Origin of the sequence: Streptomyces sp. NPDC096013 (assembly GCF_044763565.1) — a bacterium.
GTDB lineage: Bacteria > Actinomycetota > Actinomycetes > Streptomycetales > Streptomycetaceae > Streptomyces.
Map to the genome: position 1 here is coordinate 1 of NZ_JBIWGK010000034.1, position 16,674 is coordinate 16,674.

14 protein-coding genes and 4 pseudogenes are annotated in these 16,674 nt (G+C 69.1%); 11 read left to right on the forward strand and 7 right to left on the reverse strand.

What is annotated here, in order from left to right; translation table 11 throughout:
* Positions 1-681 (reverse strand): annotated as a pseudogene (locus ACIRB1_RS46515) (alpha/beta fold hydrolase); the annotation flags it as partial.
* Between ACIRB1_RS46515 and ACIRB1_RS46520 the strand changes: the two are divergent.
* From ACIRB1_RS46520 to ACIRB1_RS46540, 5 genes are all read left to right on the forward strand, one after another.
* A complete protein-coding gene (locus ACIRB1_RS46520; RefSeq protein ID WP_403470065.1) occupies positions 613-756 on the forward strand; it encodes a hypothetical protein in 144 nt (47 codons plus the stop codon). The pseudogene ACIRB1_RS46515 and the gene ACIRB1_RS46520 sit on opposite strands and share 69 nt — an antisense overlap.
* Positions 757-966: 210 nt before the next feature.
* Positions 967-1,152, forward strand: coding sequence for a hypothetical protein (locus ACIRB1_RS46525; protein WP_403470036.1), 186 nt, complete (start codon positions 967-969; stop codon positions 1,150-1,152).
* Between the two features lie 115 nt (positions 1,153-1,267).
* A complete protein-coding gene (locus ACIRB1_RS46530) occupies positions 1,268-1,750 on the forward strand; it encodes an SRPBCC family protein (protein ID WP_403470037.1) in 483 nt (160 codons plus the stop codon).
* A 21-nt stretch (positions 1,751-1,771) separates the two neighbouring features.
* A complete protein-coding gene (locus ACIRB1_RS46535; RefSeq protein WP_403470038.1) occupies positions 1,772-2,122 on the forward strand; it encodes a PRC-barrel domain-containing protein in 351 nt (116 codons plus the stop codon).
* Between the two features lie 204 nt (positions 2,123-2,326).
* The gene (locus tag ACIRB1_RS46540; protein WP_403470039.1) at positions 2,327-2,698 is read left to right on the forward strand and encodes an STAS domain-containing protein; all 372 of its coding nucleotides are present in this window, start codon (positions 2,327-2,329) and stop codon (positions 2,696-2,698) included.
* A 31-nt stretch (positions 2,699-2,729) separates the two neighbouring features.
* Here ACIRB1_RS46540 and ACIRB1_RS46545 read toward each other — a convergent pair.
* A pseudogene (locus ACIRB1_RS46545) lies at positions 2,730-3,080 on the reverse strand (endonuclease); the annotation flags it as partial.
* Between the two features lie 2 nt (positions 3,081-3,082).
* On the opposite strand from ACIRB1_RS46545, the gene ACIRB1_RS46550 reads away from it, so the two are divergent.
* Complete coding sequence (locus tag ACIRB1_RS46550) at positions 3,083-3,565, forward strand: hypothetical protein (protein WP_403470040.1); 483 nt, start codon at positions 3,083-3,085, stop codon at positions 3,563-3,565.
* Positions 3,566-3,600: 35 nt separating this feature from the next.
* Here the strand turns inward: ACIRB1_RS46550 and ACIRB1_RS46555 are convergent, their stop codons facing one another.
* The 3 genes from ACIRB1_RS46555 to ACIRB1_RS46565 form a co-directional block, all read right to left on the reverse strand.
* Positions 3,601-4,635, reverse strand: coding sequence for a hypothetical protein (locus tag ACIRB1_RS46555; RefSeq protein ID WP_403470041.1), 1,035 nt, complete (start codon positions 4,633-4,635; stop codon positions 3,601-3,603).
* Positions 4,636-5,050: 415 nt separating this feature from the next.
* Positions 5,051-5,710: an HAD family hydrolase gene (locus ACIRB1_RS46560; RefSeq protein ID WP_403470042.1), complete on the reverse strand. Its 660-nt coding sequence runs from the start codon at positions 5,708-5,710 to the stop codon at positions 5,051-5,053.
* A complete protein-coding gene (locus ACIRB1_RS46565) occupies positions 5,707-6,654 on the reverse strand; it encodes an FkbM family methyltransferase (RefSeq protein ID WP_403470043.1) in 948 nt (315 codons plus the stop codon). Before ACIRB1_RS46565 ends, ACIRB1_RS46560 begins: the two co-directional genes overlap by 4 nt.
* A gap of 423 nt (positions 6,655-7,077) precedes the next feature.
* On the opposite strand from ACIRB1_RS46565, the pseudogene ACIRB1_RS46570 reads away from it, so the two are divergent.
* Positions 7,078-10,200, forward strand: a pseudogene (locus ACIRB1_RS46570) (Tn3 family transposase).
* A gap of 164 nt (positions 10,201-10,364) precedes the next feature.
* Here the strand turns inward: ACIRB1_RS46570 and ACIRB1_RS46575 are convergent.
* Positions 10,365-11,255: a sigma-70 family RNA polymerase sigma factor gene (locus tag ACIRB1_RS46575; RefSeq protein WP_403470044.1), complete on the reverse strand. Its 891-nt coding sequence runs from the start codon at positions 11,253-11,255 to the stop codon at positions 10,365-10,367.
* Positions 11,256-11,383: 128 nt separating this feature from the next.
* Between ACIRB1_RS46575 and ACIRB1_RS46580 the strand changes: the two genes are divergently transcribed.
* Entirely contained in the window at positions 11,384-12,862 is a 1,479-nt protein-coding gene (locus ACIRB1_RS46580) for an MFS transporter (protein WP_403470045.1), read from the forward strand.
* A pseudogene (locus ACIRB1_RS46585) lies at positions 12,859-13,844 on the forward strand (IS481 family transposase). Before ACIRB1_RS46580 ends, ACIRB1_RS46585 begins: the two are co-directional and overlap by 4 nt.
* Here the strand turns inward: ACIRB1_RS46585 and ACIRB1_RS46590 are convergent.
* Positions 13,841-14,761: a LysR family transcriptional regulator gene (locus ACIRB1_RS46590; protein ID WP_403470046.1), complete on the reverse strand. Its 921-nt coding sequence runs from the start codon at positions 14,759-14,761 to the stop codon at positions 13,841-13,843. The pseudogene ACIRB1_RS46585 and the gene ACIRB1_RS46590 sit on opposite strands and share 4 nt — an antisense overlap.
* A 135-nt stretch (positions 14,762-14,896) precedes the next feature.
* Between ACIRB1_RS46590 and ACIRB1_RS46595 the strand changes: the two genes are divergently transcribed.
* Positions 14,897-15,658: an SDR family oxidoreductase gene (locus ACIRB1_RS46595; protein ID WP_403470047.1), complete on the forward strand. Its 762-nt coding sequence runs from the start codon at positions 14,897-14,899 to the stop codon at positions 15,656-15,658.
* A gap of 72 nt (positions 15,659-15,730) precedes the next feature.
* Entirely contained in the window at positions 15,731-16,624 is an 894-nt protein-coding gene (locus ACIRB1_RS46600; protein ID WP_403470048.1) for an SDR family NAD(P)-dependent oxidoreductase, read from the forward strand.
* The last annotated feature ends 50 nt before the right edge of the window (positions 16,625-16,674 follow it).

Here is a 16,674-nt window from a genome sequence, read left to right on the forward strand (position 1 = left end):
AGAAGCTGCTGCCCGCCCTCCGCGAACTGTGAGCCCGCGATGACCACCAAACGCGCCGCGATCTTCGACGTCGACGGAACCCTCGTCGACACCAAAGGCCCGGTAGTCCTCCAGCATGGCCCGCACGACGTCGGGGTTTCGTGTCGCCTCCCGCCACTCGGCGTGGTTCTCCCGGCCCATGCTCCGCGCGTCCCCGCGGTACCAACTGTCGGGGTCCGCGTTGATGACCCGCTCGGGAACTCCGGTTGGGCGAGAAGAACCAGTGCCACCAGCGCGTGGCGAACTCGGCCGTTATGCGCGACAGGTGCTCGGTGAGGGGAAGGCAGTCGAGCAGGGCTACCCGGGAGACCGCACCAGGGTGGTCGAGCGCGAGACGCAGCGCGACGGCGCCTCCGCGGTCGTGCCCGGCAAGCCCGAACCGGTCGTGGCCCAGCGTGCGCATGACCGCGACCACATCACCGGCGACCGCTCGCTTGGAGTGTGCCGCGTGGTCCTCCGTGGCCGCCGGGCCGCGGGAGCGGCCGTACCCCAGACGACGCTGGACCCGCGCCGCACCAGAAGCGGTGCTACGCGGTGCCAGGTCGAGGACGTCCGGGCGCCCTGCGCCACCACGTGACCCAGGTGGAGCTGGTCAGCCCCGGCGAGTTCGCCACCTACGGGACCCTGCTGACCCAGGCCCACCGCCTGGCTGGCCGGCTCACATCGCATCTCCCCGTGCCGCAGGCCGCGAGCAGGGTGGCAAGGCTTGACGACTGAGGAGGCTCCGCCACGGGAGACGCCGGCTCCGGCGGTGAACATTCGCCGGTATGTCGAGGGAAACGAAGGCGCACGGACGAGCCGGGGCGCGGAGGGGAGTGGTTTGCGGGCGCCGCGGCGGGCAACTCGACGACCAGGACATCGCGCCCATGAGCCTCTGTCCCGTTCCGAGGGGCGGAGTGCCGTGGCACAGAAGGAAGATGAACGACCGTGACCACTCAACTCCCGCGCACCACGCCGAAGTCACCGATCCGCGTCGCCGAGACGGGCTGGTCGAAGGCCCGTCACCGCCGGGGGAAGGACGTGCGGACCTGCGTCGCCGCCGTCGCAGACGAGAGCGCGCCCGCAGTGGCGCAAACCGACACCGAGGCGAACATCATCCGGAGCGCGGACTGACCGTCCGGTCGACCGCCCGGACGTCTTCATGCCCTCTCCCTGGGCACCCGACGCGATCCGGACCCGCGCCGGTCCGTCGATCCCGCGTGGACGCCCCCGACGAAGGAGGAGTGAAATGAGCACGAGCACTGTGAAGGAAGCCGTGGACGTCGGTGTGTCGGTCCACACGGCCTACAACCAGTGGACCCAGTTCGAGCACTTCCCCCGCTTCATGGAAGGCGTGGAGGAAGTGCGGCAGCTCGACGACCGGCACAACCACTGGATCACCAGCATCGGCGGCGTGCGGCGCGAGTTCGACACCGAGATCGTCGACCAGGCGCCGGACGAGCGGATCACGTGGCGCTCCGTGGACGGCGACACGCGGCAGCGGGGCTCGGTACGGTTCGAGCCCCTGGACGACGCGCACACCCGGGTGGAACTCACCATGGAGGTAGAGCCGACCGGCGTCGCAGAGAAGACCGCGGACGTGCTGGGCGTGATCGACCGGCGGGTCAAGGGGGACCTGCGGCGGTTCAAGGACTACATCGAGGACCGCGGCGACGAGACGGGCGGCTGGCGAGGACGCATCCGGCCCGAGGATCCCGGCACGTCCCTCTGACCCGACCAAGGAGATGTGTTCGTGAGCATGGACATGTGGGGCTATCAACCCGCGGTGGGCTACACCGCCGGTACCAGTCTGATCGGCTACAAGGTCGAGGCGACCGACGGCGGTATCGGCAAGGTCGACAAGTACTCCGACGACGTCGGAGCCTCTCACCTCGTGGTCGACACCGGGGCGTGGATCTTCGGCAAGAACGTCCTGATCCCCGCCGGCCTCGTCATCGGCGTCGACACGGCGGAGGAGAGGATCTACGTCGACCGGACGAAGGAGGAGATCAAGAACGCTCCCGAGTTCGACAAGGACAAGCACACCGGTGACGCGGGCTACCACGAACAGCTCGGCAGCTATTACGGCAGCCACCGTGCGTGAGATCTGAGCCGGGGTGTGCGAGGGGTGGGCCGGAGCAGCCGCTTCGGCCCACCCCTGCTTCTTCGTCCCGGGGTGCCGGTGCCACCGGCACTGACCTGGTCAGCGTCTGTCGGCTCAGCCGGGGCGTGTCAACCGTGCGACAAGGGGCACTCCTCCGGATGAGAATCCCGAAACCCCGACGCGCAGGGACGCGGATGAGGACAGATGGTGGGCATCCAACAAGACATCCAACAAGTGGGGCAGCCTGGGTGGTTGTCAGTCCGTACTGACAGGGTCGACGGCGTCCTCGTGGTGACGGTGGCCGGAGAGATCGACCACGAGACAGGCGGCGCGCTGAGGGAGGCGCTGGACCTGCCGGACGGCGCCGCACCTCGGGTCGTCATCGACCTGGGCCACGTCACCTTCATGGACTCCAGCGGCATCAACCTTCTCATCGCCGCCCACCACACCCTCGAGGCGGGTGGCTGGCTGCGGCTGGCCGGAGCCGTCCCCTCGGTGCTGCGCACCATCCAACTCGTCGGCATCGACGCCCTCATTGACTGCTACCCCACTCTTCGGCAGGCCCTCGGCCGCTGATCGCCGGGAGGACGGGATCGCGGGGGCGGCATCAGGTGCGGGCGGCTTCGAGGACGGCTGGAGGGGCCTTCTTGTCGAGGGCGACACGGACGAGGGCCGCGGCTACTACGGCCGGTTCCGCGCCGTCCGTCAGGCGAAGCAGGGCGGCGGGTTCGGTGGGCAGATCCACGGTGCGGGCGCCTTGGAGGGCTTTGCCGTCGAGGTACGGCGACGTCTCGGGCCAGACCGCCTGTGCCTCGCGCAGGAAGATGTCGGCGCTGGCCGGTCCCAGTCCGGGGAACTCCTGGAGCAGGCGCCGTAGCGTCGCCGTGTCGCCGTCGGCCTCCTCCCGCAGTTTGCGCAGGTCACCTCCGTAGCGCTCGGTGGCCAGCGTCGCGCCGTCGCATGACCACCCTGGGAGGGCAGATCATCTCCGAGGAGTCCCCGGCCATCTCTACCCTCTACCAGGAGCCCGCGTTGATCGCCTTCCTCGGCCAGGTCGCCGACCTGCGGGCGGTGACCGTCCGTGATCCGATCGAACGCCACGTCCTCAACATCCTGCACCAGGAAGGCGACACCCACGGCGCGCACACCGACGACTACCCCCTCGCGCTCGTGCTGTTCCTCCAGGCACCCGACGACCCGCAGGACGGCGGCCTGCTGGAGTACACACCGCACGCCAGGCAACTGCACACACTGGACTCACCCCAGGCCCGCCAGGCCCACCACCACACCGGCGACGGCTATCTGCTGCGCAGCGACACCACCGCCCACCGCGTCACACCCCTGCGCCGCCCCGGCATCCGCCGCGCAGTCCTCAACTTCGCCTACACCACACCGGACCGCCAGTCCGCGACCTCAGTGTCCGCGCCGTTGCTCTACGGCTGACCGGGCCGGGGCGCACAGCGCCCCGGCCCTGTGGATTACGCCCAGACCTGCCGCAGCAGCCAGAGAGTCTTGCCGGTGCCCGAACCCTGGACGAACACGTAGAGGAGGTTCTCGCTGTTGGTGATCACCGCCTTGGGATGGACCTCGCCGATGACGCCGCCCAGATCCTTGAAGCCGTCGTAGGCGGGCTGGTTCTCCACCTGCTGGAGGGCGACCCACAGGGACTTGTTGGTGCCCTTGACGAAGGCGTTGAGGCGGCCGTCCTGGGCGAGGAACGCGGCGGGCTGGTCGATGATCTGGCCTTGCAGGCTCACGGACGTCTCGAAGCTGTCGTAGTCGGCGCTCTGGCCGACCCGCCAGGCGGCGCCGTTGGAGCCGCGGTAGTAGATCTGCACGTGCGCGGAGGCGTCCACCGTCGCGGTGGGCCGGCTGGCCACGCCGGTGGTCTCGGCGCTGAAGGGCTCCCAGGTGTCGGCGGAGTTCCACGTCCTTTGCTGGATGGTGTAGAGGGTGTCCTCGTCGCCCTTGACCGCGACCACGATGCGGCCGGAGCCGTCCAGGGCGGGTGAGGGGGTGGCGTAGATCCGGCCGCCGAGAGAGGCGGTCTTGGTGTATGCCTCGTACTGCTGGCCCTGGTTGCGGACGTACCACAGGGCGTCGTCGGTGCCGCGGAAGAAGACCTGGATGCGGCCGTCGGCGTTGAGGGCGGCAGCGGGGTCGCCGCCGACATTCGTGACCAGGCTCTCGGGAATACCGAAGGCTGAGTTGATCGCGTTCTGGGTGATGACCTCGATGCTGTTGCCGGGGGTGCGGTAGAAGACGCGGATTTTGCCGTCCTTGCCGCGGATCGCGCTGGGCGCGCCGGCGATCCTGGAGCCCTGGTGCTCGGTCCAGGCGCTCCAGGTGCGATCCCGCTTCTCGTACCTGCTCCAGAGGGTGTTGTTGCCGCCGCGGACGAAGACCTGGACTCGGTTGTCGGCGTTGAGGGTTGGGGAGGGGACATCGAAGATCGAGCCCTCCAGATTGGTCCAGGTGCCCCAGTTCGTGCCCGGGGTGGTGGAAACGGGCATGGCTGCCTCCTCTGGCGCCAGCGCGACGGTGCGCTGAGCTGCACAAAGAGCATTTGTCATGAGGTGGCTTGGTACGCGCCCTTGATGAGGCATGTCCATAAACTGTCGTGCGGCGGGAAACGCGTGCTTGCGTGGCTCTCCGCCCGGGCTCCGGACGTCACCCCCGACGTGATGGCGGTGACCGAGGGGAGATGGGTTCGCGAAGGTCATGAGGGTGCAGCGGGTTCGACGCACGCCCGGGACGCGGGAGGGGCGAAGCGAAGACTCGCAGTGAACGGTGGGGCGGCCTGCGGCTGGAATGCATCGATTTCCAGATCAGGTCCGTTCAATGATCATCCTTGCGAGCGAACGCATCTGAGCCAGCTCCAACGCCACCGGCGTGGGGAGCGCAGCCCGTGTCCCCCGTCACGGGCTGTCACCAGGCGGTCGACACGCGGGGCGCCGTTGCCCCCGGGAGCGGGTGGGCGGGTTCGAGCGCGGGGGCCCAGTGGGTGGTGTCCTCGTCGCGTACGTGCCGGCCCACTCCGAGAACGGTCATTCCCGCTGCCCGCGCGGCCTGGACACCGGTGGGTGAGTCCTCCACGGCCAGGGCGCGGCGGGGGTCGATGCCGAGGGCGGCGCAGGCCGCCAGGTAGAGGTCGGGGGCGGGTTTGGGAGCGGCCACCTCGTCCGCGGCGATGGTGACGGGCACGATCAGGTCGAGACCGCCATGGGCGAGGACGGCGTCGAGCAGGGCACGCGGAGAGTTGCTGGCGATGGCCGTCGGCAGACGTGCGGCGGTGTGGCGGGCGACTGCCAGCGCGCCGGGAAGAGGCCGGGCGCAGGTGGATACCCGGGCGATCATGCCTGCCAGCAGTTCGCGCTGGAGCGTTTCGGCTTCCTCGTCGAGGGTGGTGGTCAGCAGCCTGGTCAGGGGCTCGATGGCCAGACCCAGGGCCCGCCGGTGGAGGTCTTGCGGGCAGGGGAGGCGGCGGCGGGCGAAGGCGTCCTCGATGGCGTGCCGGACGCACTCCTGCGTGTCCATGAGGGTGCCGTCACAGTCGAAGACCACCGCTGCCATCGCCGTGGTGCTCATGTCCGGTGCCCGCGGGTGTAGAGCTCGACGGGGTTGAAGCCGACAGGGTCGGGGACCCTGGGCGGTACCCGGACGAATCCCGCTTCGCCGAGCGTGGCCCGTACGCGCTCGCCGTCGATGTACTTGTCGTGGACCTCCAGCACGATGCGCTCGACGCGTTCCATCCAGGGTCTGGGCACGGCGAAGATCTCGGCCTCGCTGCCTTCGACGTCCACCTTCAGCAGGTCCACGTGGTCGAAGCCGTGGCGGTCCAGGAGCCGGTCCAGGGTGGTGGCGGGTACGGTGCGCGGCGGCCGGGTCAGGACGTTCTCCAGCCGGTACGGACGGGTACGGCGCAGCTCGTGGACCGCGGGCACGGCGGTGCAGGTGTCCCAGAAGCCGCTGACCGCGAACTCCAGCTCACGCTCGGAGCCGTCGACCGCGCACGGCTCGACGATCCAATCGGCTTCGGACAGTGCGGCGTTGCGGTGCAGCACCGCCCGGCTCTCCGCCATGGGCTCGACGCTCAGCAGCCGGCCGGGGCGGTAGCGGGCGGTGAGGTAGGCGGCGGCGAGGCCGGTGTTGCCGCCCAGGTCCACGATCGTTTCGAGGCGGTCGACGGGCCGGTCGAGGGCGTAGTGGTGGTCGAGTTCGTAGAAGCGGCGCAGGAAGATCTGCCACAGGATCAGCAGGTCACTCTGGTTGCGGCGGATGAACACCCGGGCCGGACCGCCCGGCGTGGCGAACGTGAACAGCAGCAGCCGGTCGTCGTCGAGCGGCCGGCCCGCCGCTCCGGCGAACCGCCGGGCCATCCAGTACGGGACCCGCATCCGGCTCCCGCCCCGCGCCAGCCGGATCCCGTCGGCCACGTCGCGCACACACCCGGCCGACTCCCGCAGCAGCACCCGCCCCATGCCCACGCCCGCCGCCCGGTCGGCGTCCGACCGCAGATATCCCAGACCCATACGTGCCGCCTCACCGCTTGTGAACACAGATGTTGATCAAGCTAGGCGCAGGACATGCGGCGCGGCATCAGACTTCCCGAGCGCGGCAATACGACAGCCGTTCGGAGCAGAACGTCCCATCCTGGGGTAGCGCCGAGGTAAGCCCAGAAGCCGCCAGAATTTGATCTTGGTCCCGGCCCGATGGCGGCCGTCACCCATTCGGCTGAAGGTCGTTGGTGGCGGTACTGACTGAATCTGGGCCTGGGGCGGGACTTTGACGTCGATCGAGCGGACCGCGTATCCGCGGTTCACGGCCTCGGGGAACATCGGTACAGCGGTTATCGGTGAGAACGATCATGGCCGTTTAGCACAGTGATCCACTTCGCCGCTGGGGTTCGGTGGAACGCCTCCGGGCCTGGTCTGGGGCTGGCTACGGTCCGGCTCGTGCCGGTGGAATTTCTGAGTGATGAGCAGGCCGAGGCGTACGGGACGTTCGCCGAGGAGCCGACGAGGCCCGAGCTGGAGCGGTTCTTCTTCCTGGACGACGTGGACCGGACCTGATCTCCCTACGGCGGACGGAGCATCACCGGCTCGGGTTCGCGCTCCAGATGTGCACGGTTCGGTACGTCGGGCTGTTTCTGGAGGACCCGCTCGCTGTGCCGTGGCCGGTGGTCGAGCACTTGGCCGTGCAGCTCGGCATCGAGGACCCGTCTGTGGTGAAGCGGTACAGGGAGCGGCGTCAGACGCTGTACGACCACGCGTGGGAGATCCGGGACGCCTACGGCTACCACTCTTACGAGGACGCCGAGTGGGGCCGGTGGTTCCGTACGTTCCTGCACGGGCGGGCGTGGACGCACGCCGAGGGGCCGAGGCGCTGTTTCACCACGCGGTGGGCTGGCTGCGCTGTCACCGGGTCCTGCTGCCTGGGGTATCCGTGCTGGCTCGGCAGGTGGCGGAGGCGCGGACGGTCGCGGAGAAGCGGCTGCACGCGACGGTCGCGGGCGCCGCCCGCCGCGCGGACCTGGCGCTGCCCGGGGATCTGGTGGCGACGCTGAAGACGCCGGAGGGCTCGCGGTTCTCGGAGCTGGAGCGGCTGCGCCGGCCGCCGACCCGGACGACGGGCACGGCGTTTGCCCGCGCGCTGGAGCGGGTGGACGAGATCGGCGCCTTCCAGCTCGGCAGGTTGAAGTTGTCGCAGATCCCGCCGAACCGGATGGCGGTGCTGGCGCGGTACGCGCTGGGGTCGAAGGCGCCGCTGCTGGAGCGGGCGGCGGAGCCGAAGCGCACGGCGATGCTCACCGCGGTGATGCGGCACCTGGAGGCGAAGGCGATCGACGAGGCTCTGGACCTGTTCCAGGTTCTGATGGCCACCCGGCTGCTGAACACGGCGAAGCGCAAGACGGAGAAGGAGCGGCTGTCGACGCTGCCGCAGCTGGAGAAGGCGTCACGGGTGCTCGCGCGGGCGGCGAAGGTGCTGTTCGAGGAGCTGGAGCTGGTCGAGGAGCAGGAGGCGGACCTGGACGTGGCCGCGCTGTGGGCGGCGGTCGAGGAGGTCGCCCCGCCCGCCGCCGTGATGACCGCGGCGGCCATGGTGGTCTCGCTGGTGCCCGAGGACGAGAACTCGGCCGAGGTCGCCATGCGGGCCGCGCTCACGAACCGGTATGCCACCGTGCGCCCGTTCCTCGCGTTGCTGGGCGAGTCGAAGGCGCCTGGACGCGGCGAGCGCCGGGAAGCGGGTCCTGGCCGGGGCCCGGGGCCTTCCGGCGCTGGCCCGGCGGAAGACGGGGGTCAAGCCGCTGCTGCCGCGCGAGGTGGACGACAAGCTCGTGCCGCCGGCGTGGCGCAAGGCGGTGTACGCCAACCCCGACCTCCCACAGGGCGCGGTGGACCGGGACGCGTACGTGGTGTGCGTGCTGGAGCAGCTGCACCGGGCCCTGAACAGCCGCGACGTGTTCGCCTCGCCCTCGCACCGCTGGTCCAACCCGCGCGCCCGGCTGCTGGACGGACCCGACTGGGACGCGGTCGAGGAGGACGTCCTGGCGGCCCTGAGCCTGGGCATGCCCGCCGAGGAGCATCTGGCGGAGCTGGTGCGGGGCCTGGACGCCGGCTGGAAGCAGCTCGCCGAACGCCTGGAGGAGGCGGGGCCGGCGGCGAAGGTCTCTATCGAGGTGCAGGATGACGGGCGGGTGAAGCTGAACGTCGACAAGCTCGGCGCGCTCGGGGAGCCGAAGTCCCTGACCTGGCTGCGCCAGCGGGTCGAGAAGATGCTCCCGAAGATCGACCTGCCGGACCTGCTGTTCGAGGTGAACTCCTGGACCGGCTTCCTGGACGCCTTCGTGCAACCTCGGCGACGGCACGACTCGGATGAATGACCTGGCCACCTCGGTGGTCGCGCTGCTGGTATCGGAGGCGTGCAGCATCGGCCTGGCTCCGGTGGTCAACCCCGGCTACGAGGCCCTGACCCGGGCCCGGCTCGTGCACGTCGACCAGTACTACCTGCGCGCCGACACCATCGCCGCAGCGAACGCGCGGCTGATCGCCGCCCAGGCCGCCGTGCCCATCGTGAAGTTCTGGGGCAACGGCCTGCTCGCCTCGGTGGACGGACTGCGGTTCGTCGTCCCCGTCCGGACGATCAGCGCGGCGCCGTCGCCCAAGTACTTCGGGTTCAAGCGCGGCATCACCTGGCTCAACGCCGTCAACGACCAGGTCGCCGGGATCGGGCAGACGGTCGTCCCCGGCACCCCGCGCGACTCCCTGCACATCCTGGACGCACTGCTGAATCTGGACGGCGGGATTAAGCCGGAGATGGTGGCGACCGACAACGCCTCGTACTCCGACATGGTGTTCGGCCTGTTCAAGATCCTCCGCTACAACTTCTCACCCCGCTTCCGCGACCTGGACGACCAGCGGTTCTGGCGGGCCACGATGCCCGGCGTCGAGACCGGCTCGTACGGAGCGGTGGAGGACCTGGCCCGCAACCGAGTGAACCTGAACAAGGTGATCACGCACTGGCCGGACATGCTGAAGGTCGCCGGTTCCCTGGTCACCAACCAAGTCCGCGCCTACGACCTGCTGCGCATGTTCGGGCGCGACGGCCGCCCCACCCCGCTCGGGGCGGCGTTCGCGGAGTACGGGCGGATCGCGAAGACCGAGCACCTGCTGCGGGTGGTCGACCCGGTGGACGACACCTACCGCCGTCAGATGAACCGGCAGCTCACCGTGCAGGAGTCCCGCCACAAGCTCGCCCAGGACGTGTGCCACGGCAAGCGCGGCACCATCCACCAGGCATACCGCGACGGCATGGAGGATCAGCTCGGCGCGCTCGGCCTGGTCCTCAACGCCATCGTGCTCTGGACAACCCGCTACATCGACGCCGCTGTCGCCCAGCTGAAAGCCGAGGGCCACGAGACCCGGGACGAGGACATCGCCCGGCTCTCCCCGCTCAAGCACCGCAACCTGAACCTGCTCGGCCGCTACAGCTTCACCGCCTCGACCCCGGCCGCCGGCGCCCTGCGCCCGCTGCGCGACCCGGACGCGCCGGAGCTGGACGAGGAGGCGGGCGACTGAAGCCGAGGCGTCAGCCGGTGGGCACCAGCGCGGCGTCGTACTGCTCGACGGCCCAAGGCAGCACCACGCAGGGGAGCAGGAACCAGTCGCTGTTGTACTGACCCGAGACATTGATTGAACGGCTGAGTACGGAATGTACCGGAGTTGGGCTTTTGCTGGTGGCTCTACCTGAGGCTGTTGATCAGTTGCTCGATGCGTGACTGGTCGAGCAGTGAGTAGATGTGGGCGATCTGGCCGCTGGTGATCACGAAGGCCATGATGGCGACGGGCTGCTGGTTCGCGTAGACGATGACTGCTGCGCCGCCGTTTACCGTGATCGGCTCGAATGTGGCGTTCGGAATGGCGAAGGTCGCTGCACGCAGGGTCACGTTCTCTGGGCCGCGGATGGTGGCGGTGGCGGCGGGCTTGGTGGCCCCGCCATCGGCGTGGAATGTGATCTCAGGGTGCAGCAGAGCGAGGAGTGTGTCGAGGTCACCGTCGCGAGATGCTGCGAAGAAGGCGTTGACCACACTGCGTTGGCTGGCGGGGTTGGTCTCGATCTCGGCCGGGTCCACGGCGTGCACTCGTTGTCGGGCACGGCCGGCGAGCTTGCGGGTCGCTTCGGTCGACTTGCCGAGGACCCCGGCGATCTCGCTGAACGGCATTCCGAAGGAGTCGTGGAGCACGAACGCGAGGCGCTCGGGTGGTGTCAGGCTCTCCAGGACGATGTGGAGCGCCAGACTGACTTGCTCGCCAAGGAGAGTCTGGTCTTCCAGGCTCGGGGCCTGGTCGGATCGCAGGTGGAGTCCGGGACCGGTCGGGTCCGTGAGGGCTTCGGGGCGCGCCGCTCGGGCTCTGAGCTTGTTGAGGCATGTGCGTGAGACGGCCGTGGTCAGCCACCCGTCGAGGTTGGCCACGGCCGCGAGATCGGTTGCTCCGGGGCGACTGAGGCGGACCCAGGCATCTTGGACAGCGTCTTCAGCATCGCTGCGGTTGCCGAGGATTCGGTGGGCCAGTGCGGTCAGCCGCTGACGGTTGGCCTCGAAGTGTCGGCTGAGCTGTTCGGCGGGGTCCATCGGTCACGTCCTCGTGTTGCGGGGTGTCAGTGCCCATGACACGCCTACGACCGAGAACGTGACAGGAGCCCGACGTGACGCCCCCGAACCAATCAGCACCCACCCTAGATGCCCGCCCACGACGGCGGATGGCGCTCCTGGCGCTGTGCCTGGCCGGTTTCGTGATTCAGCTCGACGTCACCATCGTCAATGTCGCCCTCCCGACGATCCAACACGAGCTCGACGCTGCCACCGGCGCGTTGGAGTGGGTCATCAGTGGTTACGCCCTGGGGCTGGCCGCGCTCATCCCCTTGATGGGGGCACTCGGTGATCGCCTCGGACATCGTTCTGTCCTGTTGGCCGGCCTGGTCGTCTTCGGCCTCTGCTCTGCTGGAGCGGCGCTGGCGCCCAGCCCCTCGGTGCTCGTGGCCGCGCGTGTCGGTCAGGGTGTTGGTGGAGCATCGATCCTGGCACTCACCCTCGCTGTCCTGACCGACACCTACCCGCCCGCCCAGCGCGGTCACGCAATCGGCTGGTGGGCGGCCATTGGCGGCGTCGGCTTCGGGGCGGGGCCGATCGTCGGCGGCCTGCTGCTCTCCATGTTCGACTGGTCAACGATCTTCTGGGTCAACCTCCCTATCGTTGTCCTCACGGTCGGCTTGATCCTGCGAGCGGTCCCCAGAGCCGCCGCGGCCTCCGACCCGAGGCCGCTTGACGTGCCGGGTGTCGTCCTCGCGTCGCTGGGTCTGGCAGGAGTGACCTTCGGTCTGATCACCGCGAGCAAAGTTCCGTGGAAGCCCGTGCTGACGCTGGTTCCACTGATTCTCGGTGTCCTCGTCCTCGCGGCGTTCGTGCAGTGGCAGCGTCGCGCCAGCGAACCTTTGGTTCCCAGAGCTGTCCGCGGGAATACGGCGTTCATCAGCGCCTGCGCCGTCTACTTCCTCAGCTACCTCGCTTTCAGCGGCACGCTCTACTACGTCACCTTGATGTTCCAGAACCTTCTCGGCTGGTCCGCCCTTCGCACCGGACTGTCCTGGCTGCTGATGAACGCCCCGTTCCTCGTCGCGGCCCAGATGGCCGGCAAACTCAGTCAACGCTTCACGCCACGAGCCATCGTCACCACGGGCTGCACAGCCGGAGCACTGGGAATCGCAGCGCTGAGCACGTTGACACCAGCCACCCCCTTCGCCGTTGCGGCGGTTGGATACCTGGTCGCTGGAATCGGTTTCGGGCTACTGGTTCCCGGCATCACGAACGTGGCCATGCGCGACGTCGCCGCGCCGGTCGCGGGTGCCGCCTCGGCGGTGCTGAACGCCGCCCGCCAGCTCGGTACGGCGGTAGGACTCGCACTCGTCGGGGCCATTGGTGCGGCGGTCACCCAACACAGCTGGCACGCGTCGCCATATGGGCAAACCCACACTGCCGCCGGCCCCATCGCGGCGGGGAACCTCCACGGAGTTCCGCCACAGATGCAGGCGACAGCAATCAGCGCGTTCGAGATCGGGTACCGCGGCGCCCTCGGGATCTGCATTGCCAGTCTCCTGGCCGGTGTGTGGCTCTCAGCGCACGCGTTCAAACCGCGCACAGCACCCATCGGGGCGGCAGACGTGAAGGAGACGATCCTGTGAGCCACGCCAACGCCGCCCTCACTCCGCGGGTCCGACTTAAGGTCGCCCAACTGGTCGTCGACCATAACGTCCCGATCCGGGAAGTCGCCGCGCGATTTCAGTGCTCTTGGCCCACCGTCAAAAGATGGGCCACCCGGTACGCCGACGGACAGCCCATGGCCGACCGATCCTCCCGGCCACACACCAGCCCCGGGAAAACGACGCCAGCAACCACAAAGCGAATTGTCTCGCTGCGACTACGCAAACGCATCGGTCCGGTCCAACTCGCCGCCCTGACCGGAGTCGCGCCGTCGACCGCACATCGCGTACTCCGGCGCTGCCAGATCAACCGCCTGAACTACCTCGATCGCGCCACAGGCGACCGGGTACGCCGCTACGAACATCCGTACCCGGGATCGATGAGCCACGTCGACGTGAAGAAGCTCGGCAACATCCCCGAGGGAGGCGGATGGCGATTCGTCGGTCGCGCCCAGGGCACACGCAACCGCGCGCGGACAAAAGGGAAACCGAAGAACCGACACCACAGCCCGAAGATGGGCTATGCCTTCGTTCACACCGTCATCGACGACAATTCCCGTGTCGCGTACGCCGAGATTCACGACGACGAAACCGCGGCCACGGCCGTCGCCGTACTCCGCCGAGCCGTGATCTGGTACGCCGACCGCGGGGTCTCCATCGAGCGAGTGCTTTCTGACAACGGAGCCGCGTACGTGTCACACCTCTGGCACGACACCTGCACCGAACTCCAGATCAAGCACTCACGCACCCGGCCCGCCGCCCACAAACCAACGGGAAAATCGAGAGATTCCACCGGACCCTCGCCAACGGCTGGGGCTATGCCCGCTGCTACAGCTCAGAAGGCGAACGTCGGGCCGCTCTCCCAGCATGGCTCCACACCTATAACCATCATCGCCTACACACCGCTATCGGAAACAAGCCGCCCATCGCACGCTTAATCAACCTCTCGGTTCAGTACAGCTAGTGCTGGGTCGGCTCCGGCAGTTCGGAGGTGATGGCGCGGATGGCGTTCCGCAGCCAGCGCTGCGCCGGGTCGCCGTCGAGCCGGGGATGCCAGGCCATGTGGTATCCCAGTGGCCGGATTTCCTGGGGGGCGGGCAGGATGCGGATGCCGGGTTCCGGGCGTTGTTCCGCGAGCAGCCGCGCGGGCAGGGTGAGGACCAGCCGGGTGCCCAGGACCGAGCGCAGGGCCAGGGAGTGGTAGGGGACGGTCAGTCCGGCGCGGCGGCGCTCGCCGAGGTCTTCCAGGCGTTGCTCGATCGCGGTCTGGCGCTCGCCGATGGTGCCGACGATGACATGGGTGGCGTCCAGGTACTCCTCCAGGGCGATCGCCGGACGTTCGGCGAGCGGGTGGTCCGCGGAGAGCACGCAGACGAACCGATCGTCGAAGAGATGCTCGGTGTGCAGGGTGGTAAGGGGCGTTGATCTGGCGAAGAACACCAGGTCGACGACCCCCCGGTCGAGGTCATCGTAGATGGCGTCGTGCCAGGTCCGAAAGTGCAGGGTTGAGCGCGGCGACTCCCGGAACACACGCTGGAAGATCGCGGGCGCGAACACCTGGGTGAAGTCGGTGCCCGCGACCCGGAACGCCTCGGCGGCCTCGGCAGGGTCGAACTCCTCCGGGGCGAACAGGCTCTCCAGCCGCGGCAGGACTGCCCGCAGCTGACGCTGGACGCGCTCGGCCCGCGGGGTGAGCCGGTACCCGCCCGGCGTGCGCACCAGCAGCTCGTCGCCGAGGGTGTCCCGCAGTCGCTGCAGGGCCCGGCTCATCGCCGGCTGGCTCATTCCGGCGACTTCGGCGGCGCGCGAGACATGCCGCTCCTCCAGCAGTGCGGCCAGCGGAGCCAGCAGATTGAGGTCGACCCGTTCGATATGCACCATCTGAATAATCTATATCTCAATGATGCATTGGACAAATAATTGCAGGTGGCGGAGGGTTGATCCAATCGCCGGGCGGACCGCCCGCGAACTTGCACAGTGCCAGGCGTCCGTCCGGATGCCGGATCAGGAGCAGTGATGAACAACGCGGTGTCGCAGCACGGATCCAGCCGGCCCAGGGTGGCCGTAGTGACCGGCGGCTCAGGCGGTATCGGCGGCGCGGTTGCGCGCCGGCTGGCCGCGGACGGCATGGCCGTCGTCGTCCACTACGCAGGCCGCGTGGCGAAGGCCGAGGCGATCGTCGAGTCGGTGATCGCAGCCGGCGGCACGGCGGTGGCCCTGCCCGGCGATGTTGCCGAGCCGACGGCGATGACCAGGCTCTTCGACACGGTGGAGGAACGTTTCGGGGGCGTCGACGTGGTCGTCAACACCGCGGGGATCATGCTGCTGGCCCCGCTCGCCGAGATGGAGCTGGAAGCCTTCGACCGGATGCACCGGGTCAACGTCCGCGGGGCCTTCGTGGTCTCCCGGCTCGCGGCCCGCAGGCTGCGCCCCGGCGGCGCGCTGATCAACTTCTCCACCTCGGTGACCCGGCTCCAGCAGCCCGGCTACGTCGGCTACGCGGCGACCAAGGGCGCGGTCGAGGCCATGACCCTGATCCTGGCACGCGAGCTGCGCGGCCAGGATGTCACCGTCAACGCGGTGGCCCCCGGGCCGACCGCGACACCGCTGTTCCTCGAGGGCAAGAGCGAGGAGCTGATCGCCCGGATCGCCGCCGCCGCACCCCTGGAGCGGCTCGGCACCCCCGAGGACATCGCCGAGGGCGTCTCCTTCCTGGCCGGCCCCGCCGGCCGCTGGATCAACGGCCAGGTGCTGTTCAGCAACGGCGGCATCGCCTGATCTTCTCCACCACGTCCGCCTCTGTTCTCCCTCTCCGTTCCTCCCCTTCACTTCTCCGATAGGAGACCCACCATGTCGACTGTGCTCATCACGGGTGCCGCCACCGGTATTGGCAACCTGACCGCGCGAGCCCTGGCCCGGGCCGGTCACCGCGTCTATGCCTCGATGCGCGCCCCCGGAACCCGCAACGCCGCCCCCGCCGAGGAACTGCACCGCCTGGCCGGGGCCGAGCGGCTCGACCTGAACGTGGTCGAACTCGACGTCGCCTCGCAGGAGTCCGCCGACCACGCGGTGGCGGCCGTGCTCGACGACGCGGGGGCGCTCGACGTCGTCATCCACAATGCCGGGCACCTGGTCACCGGCTACGTCGAGGCGTTCACCGCCGAGGAGATCGCCCACCTGGTCGACGTCAACACCCTCGGTGTCCAACGGCTCAACCGCGCCGCGCTGCCGCACCTGCGCGGGCAGGGGAGCGGCACCCTCCTCTACGTGGGCAGCACCATCCCGGTGACCACACCGCCGTTCCTCGGTCCGTACGTGGTGTCGAAGGCGGCGATGGACTCGCTGGCGCTGGTGACCTCCTACGAGGTGGCCCCGCTCGGCATCGAGACGGTGATCGTCATGCCGGGAGCCTTCACCCAGGGCACCGACCACTTCCCCAAAGCGGGACGGCCCGTGGACGCCACCGGTGTCACCGCCGGTTACCGGGCCCTGGGCCCGCTGGTCGCCCGCAACGAGCAGGCCACGGAGGGTCTGTTCACCCCGGGCACGCAGGCCGACCCCGTGGTGGTCGCCGAGGAGATCACCAGGATCCTGGCCCTGCCCTTCGGCGAGCGCCCCTTCCGCAGCGTGGTGGACCTGACCAACTCCCTGGTCGAACAGGCCAACTCCGCGGTGCTGGAGGCGCGCGCGGACTTCGTGCGGCGCATGGGCTTCGAGGAGGTCCTGCACGTCACCCGCGGGTAGGCCGCCCCGCACCCGTTCCGAAACCGATCGCATCACCTCCCCTCGCAAGG

Bases quoted from the DNA above. Each gene is read 5' to 3' on its own strand.
- ACIRB1_RS46595 (WP_403470047.1), top strand. From the start codon at position 14,897: ATGAACAACGCGGTGTCGCAGCACGGATCCAGCCGGCCCAGGGTGGCC.
- ACIRB1_RS46565 (WP_403470043.1), bottom strand. From the start codon at position 6,654: ATGGGTCTGGGATATCTGCGGTCGGACGCCGACCGGGCGGCGGGCGTG.
- ACIRB1_RS46600 (WP_403470048.1), top strand. From the start codon at position 15,731: ATGTCGACTGTGCTCATCACGGGTGCCGCCACCGGTATTGGCAACCTG.
- ACIRB1_RS46590 (WP_403470046.1), bottom strand. From the start codon at position 14,761: ATGGTGCATATCGAACGGGTCGACCTCAATCTGCTGGCTCCGCTGGCC.
- ACIRB1_RS46550 (WP_403470040.1), top strand. From the start codon at position 3,083: ATGACCACCCTGGGAGGGCAGATCATCTCCGAGGAGTCCCCGGCCATC.
- ACIRB1_RS46530 (WP_403470037.1), top strand. From the start codon at position 1,268: ATGAGCACGAGCACTGTGAAGGAAGCCGTGGACGTCGGTGTGTCGGTC.
- ACIRB1_RS46540 (WP_403470039.1), top strand. From the start codon at position 2,327: ATGGTGGGCATCCAACAAGACATCCAACAAGTGGGGCAGCCTGGGTGG.
- ACIRB1_RS46580 (WP_403470045.1), top strand. From the start codon at position 11,384: ATGGCGCTCCTGGCGCTGTGCCTGGCCGGTTTCGTGATTCAGCTCGAC.
- ACIRB1_RS46555 (WP_403470041.1), bottom strand. From the start codon at position 4,635: ATGCCCGTTTCCACCACCCCGGGCACGAACTGGGGCACCTGGACCAAT.
- ACIRB1_RS46575 (WP_403470044.1), bottom strand. From the start codon at position 11,255: ATGGACCCCGCCGAACAGCTCAGCCGACACTTCGAGGCCAACCGTCAG.
- ACIRB1_RS46560 (WP_403470042.1), bottom strand. From the start codon at position 5,710: ATGAGCACCACGGCGATGGCAGCGGTGGTCTTCGACTGTGACGGCACC.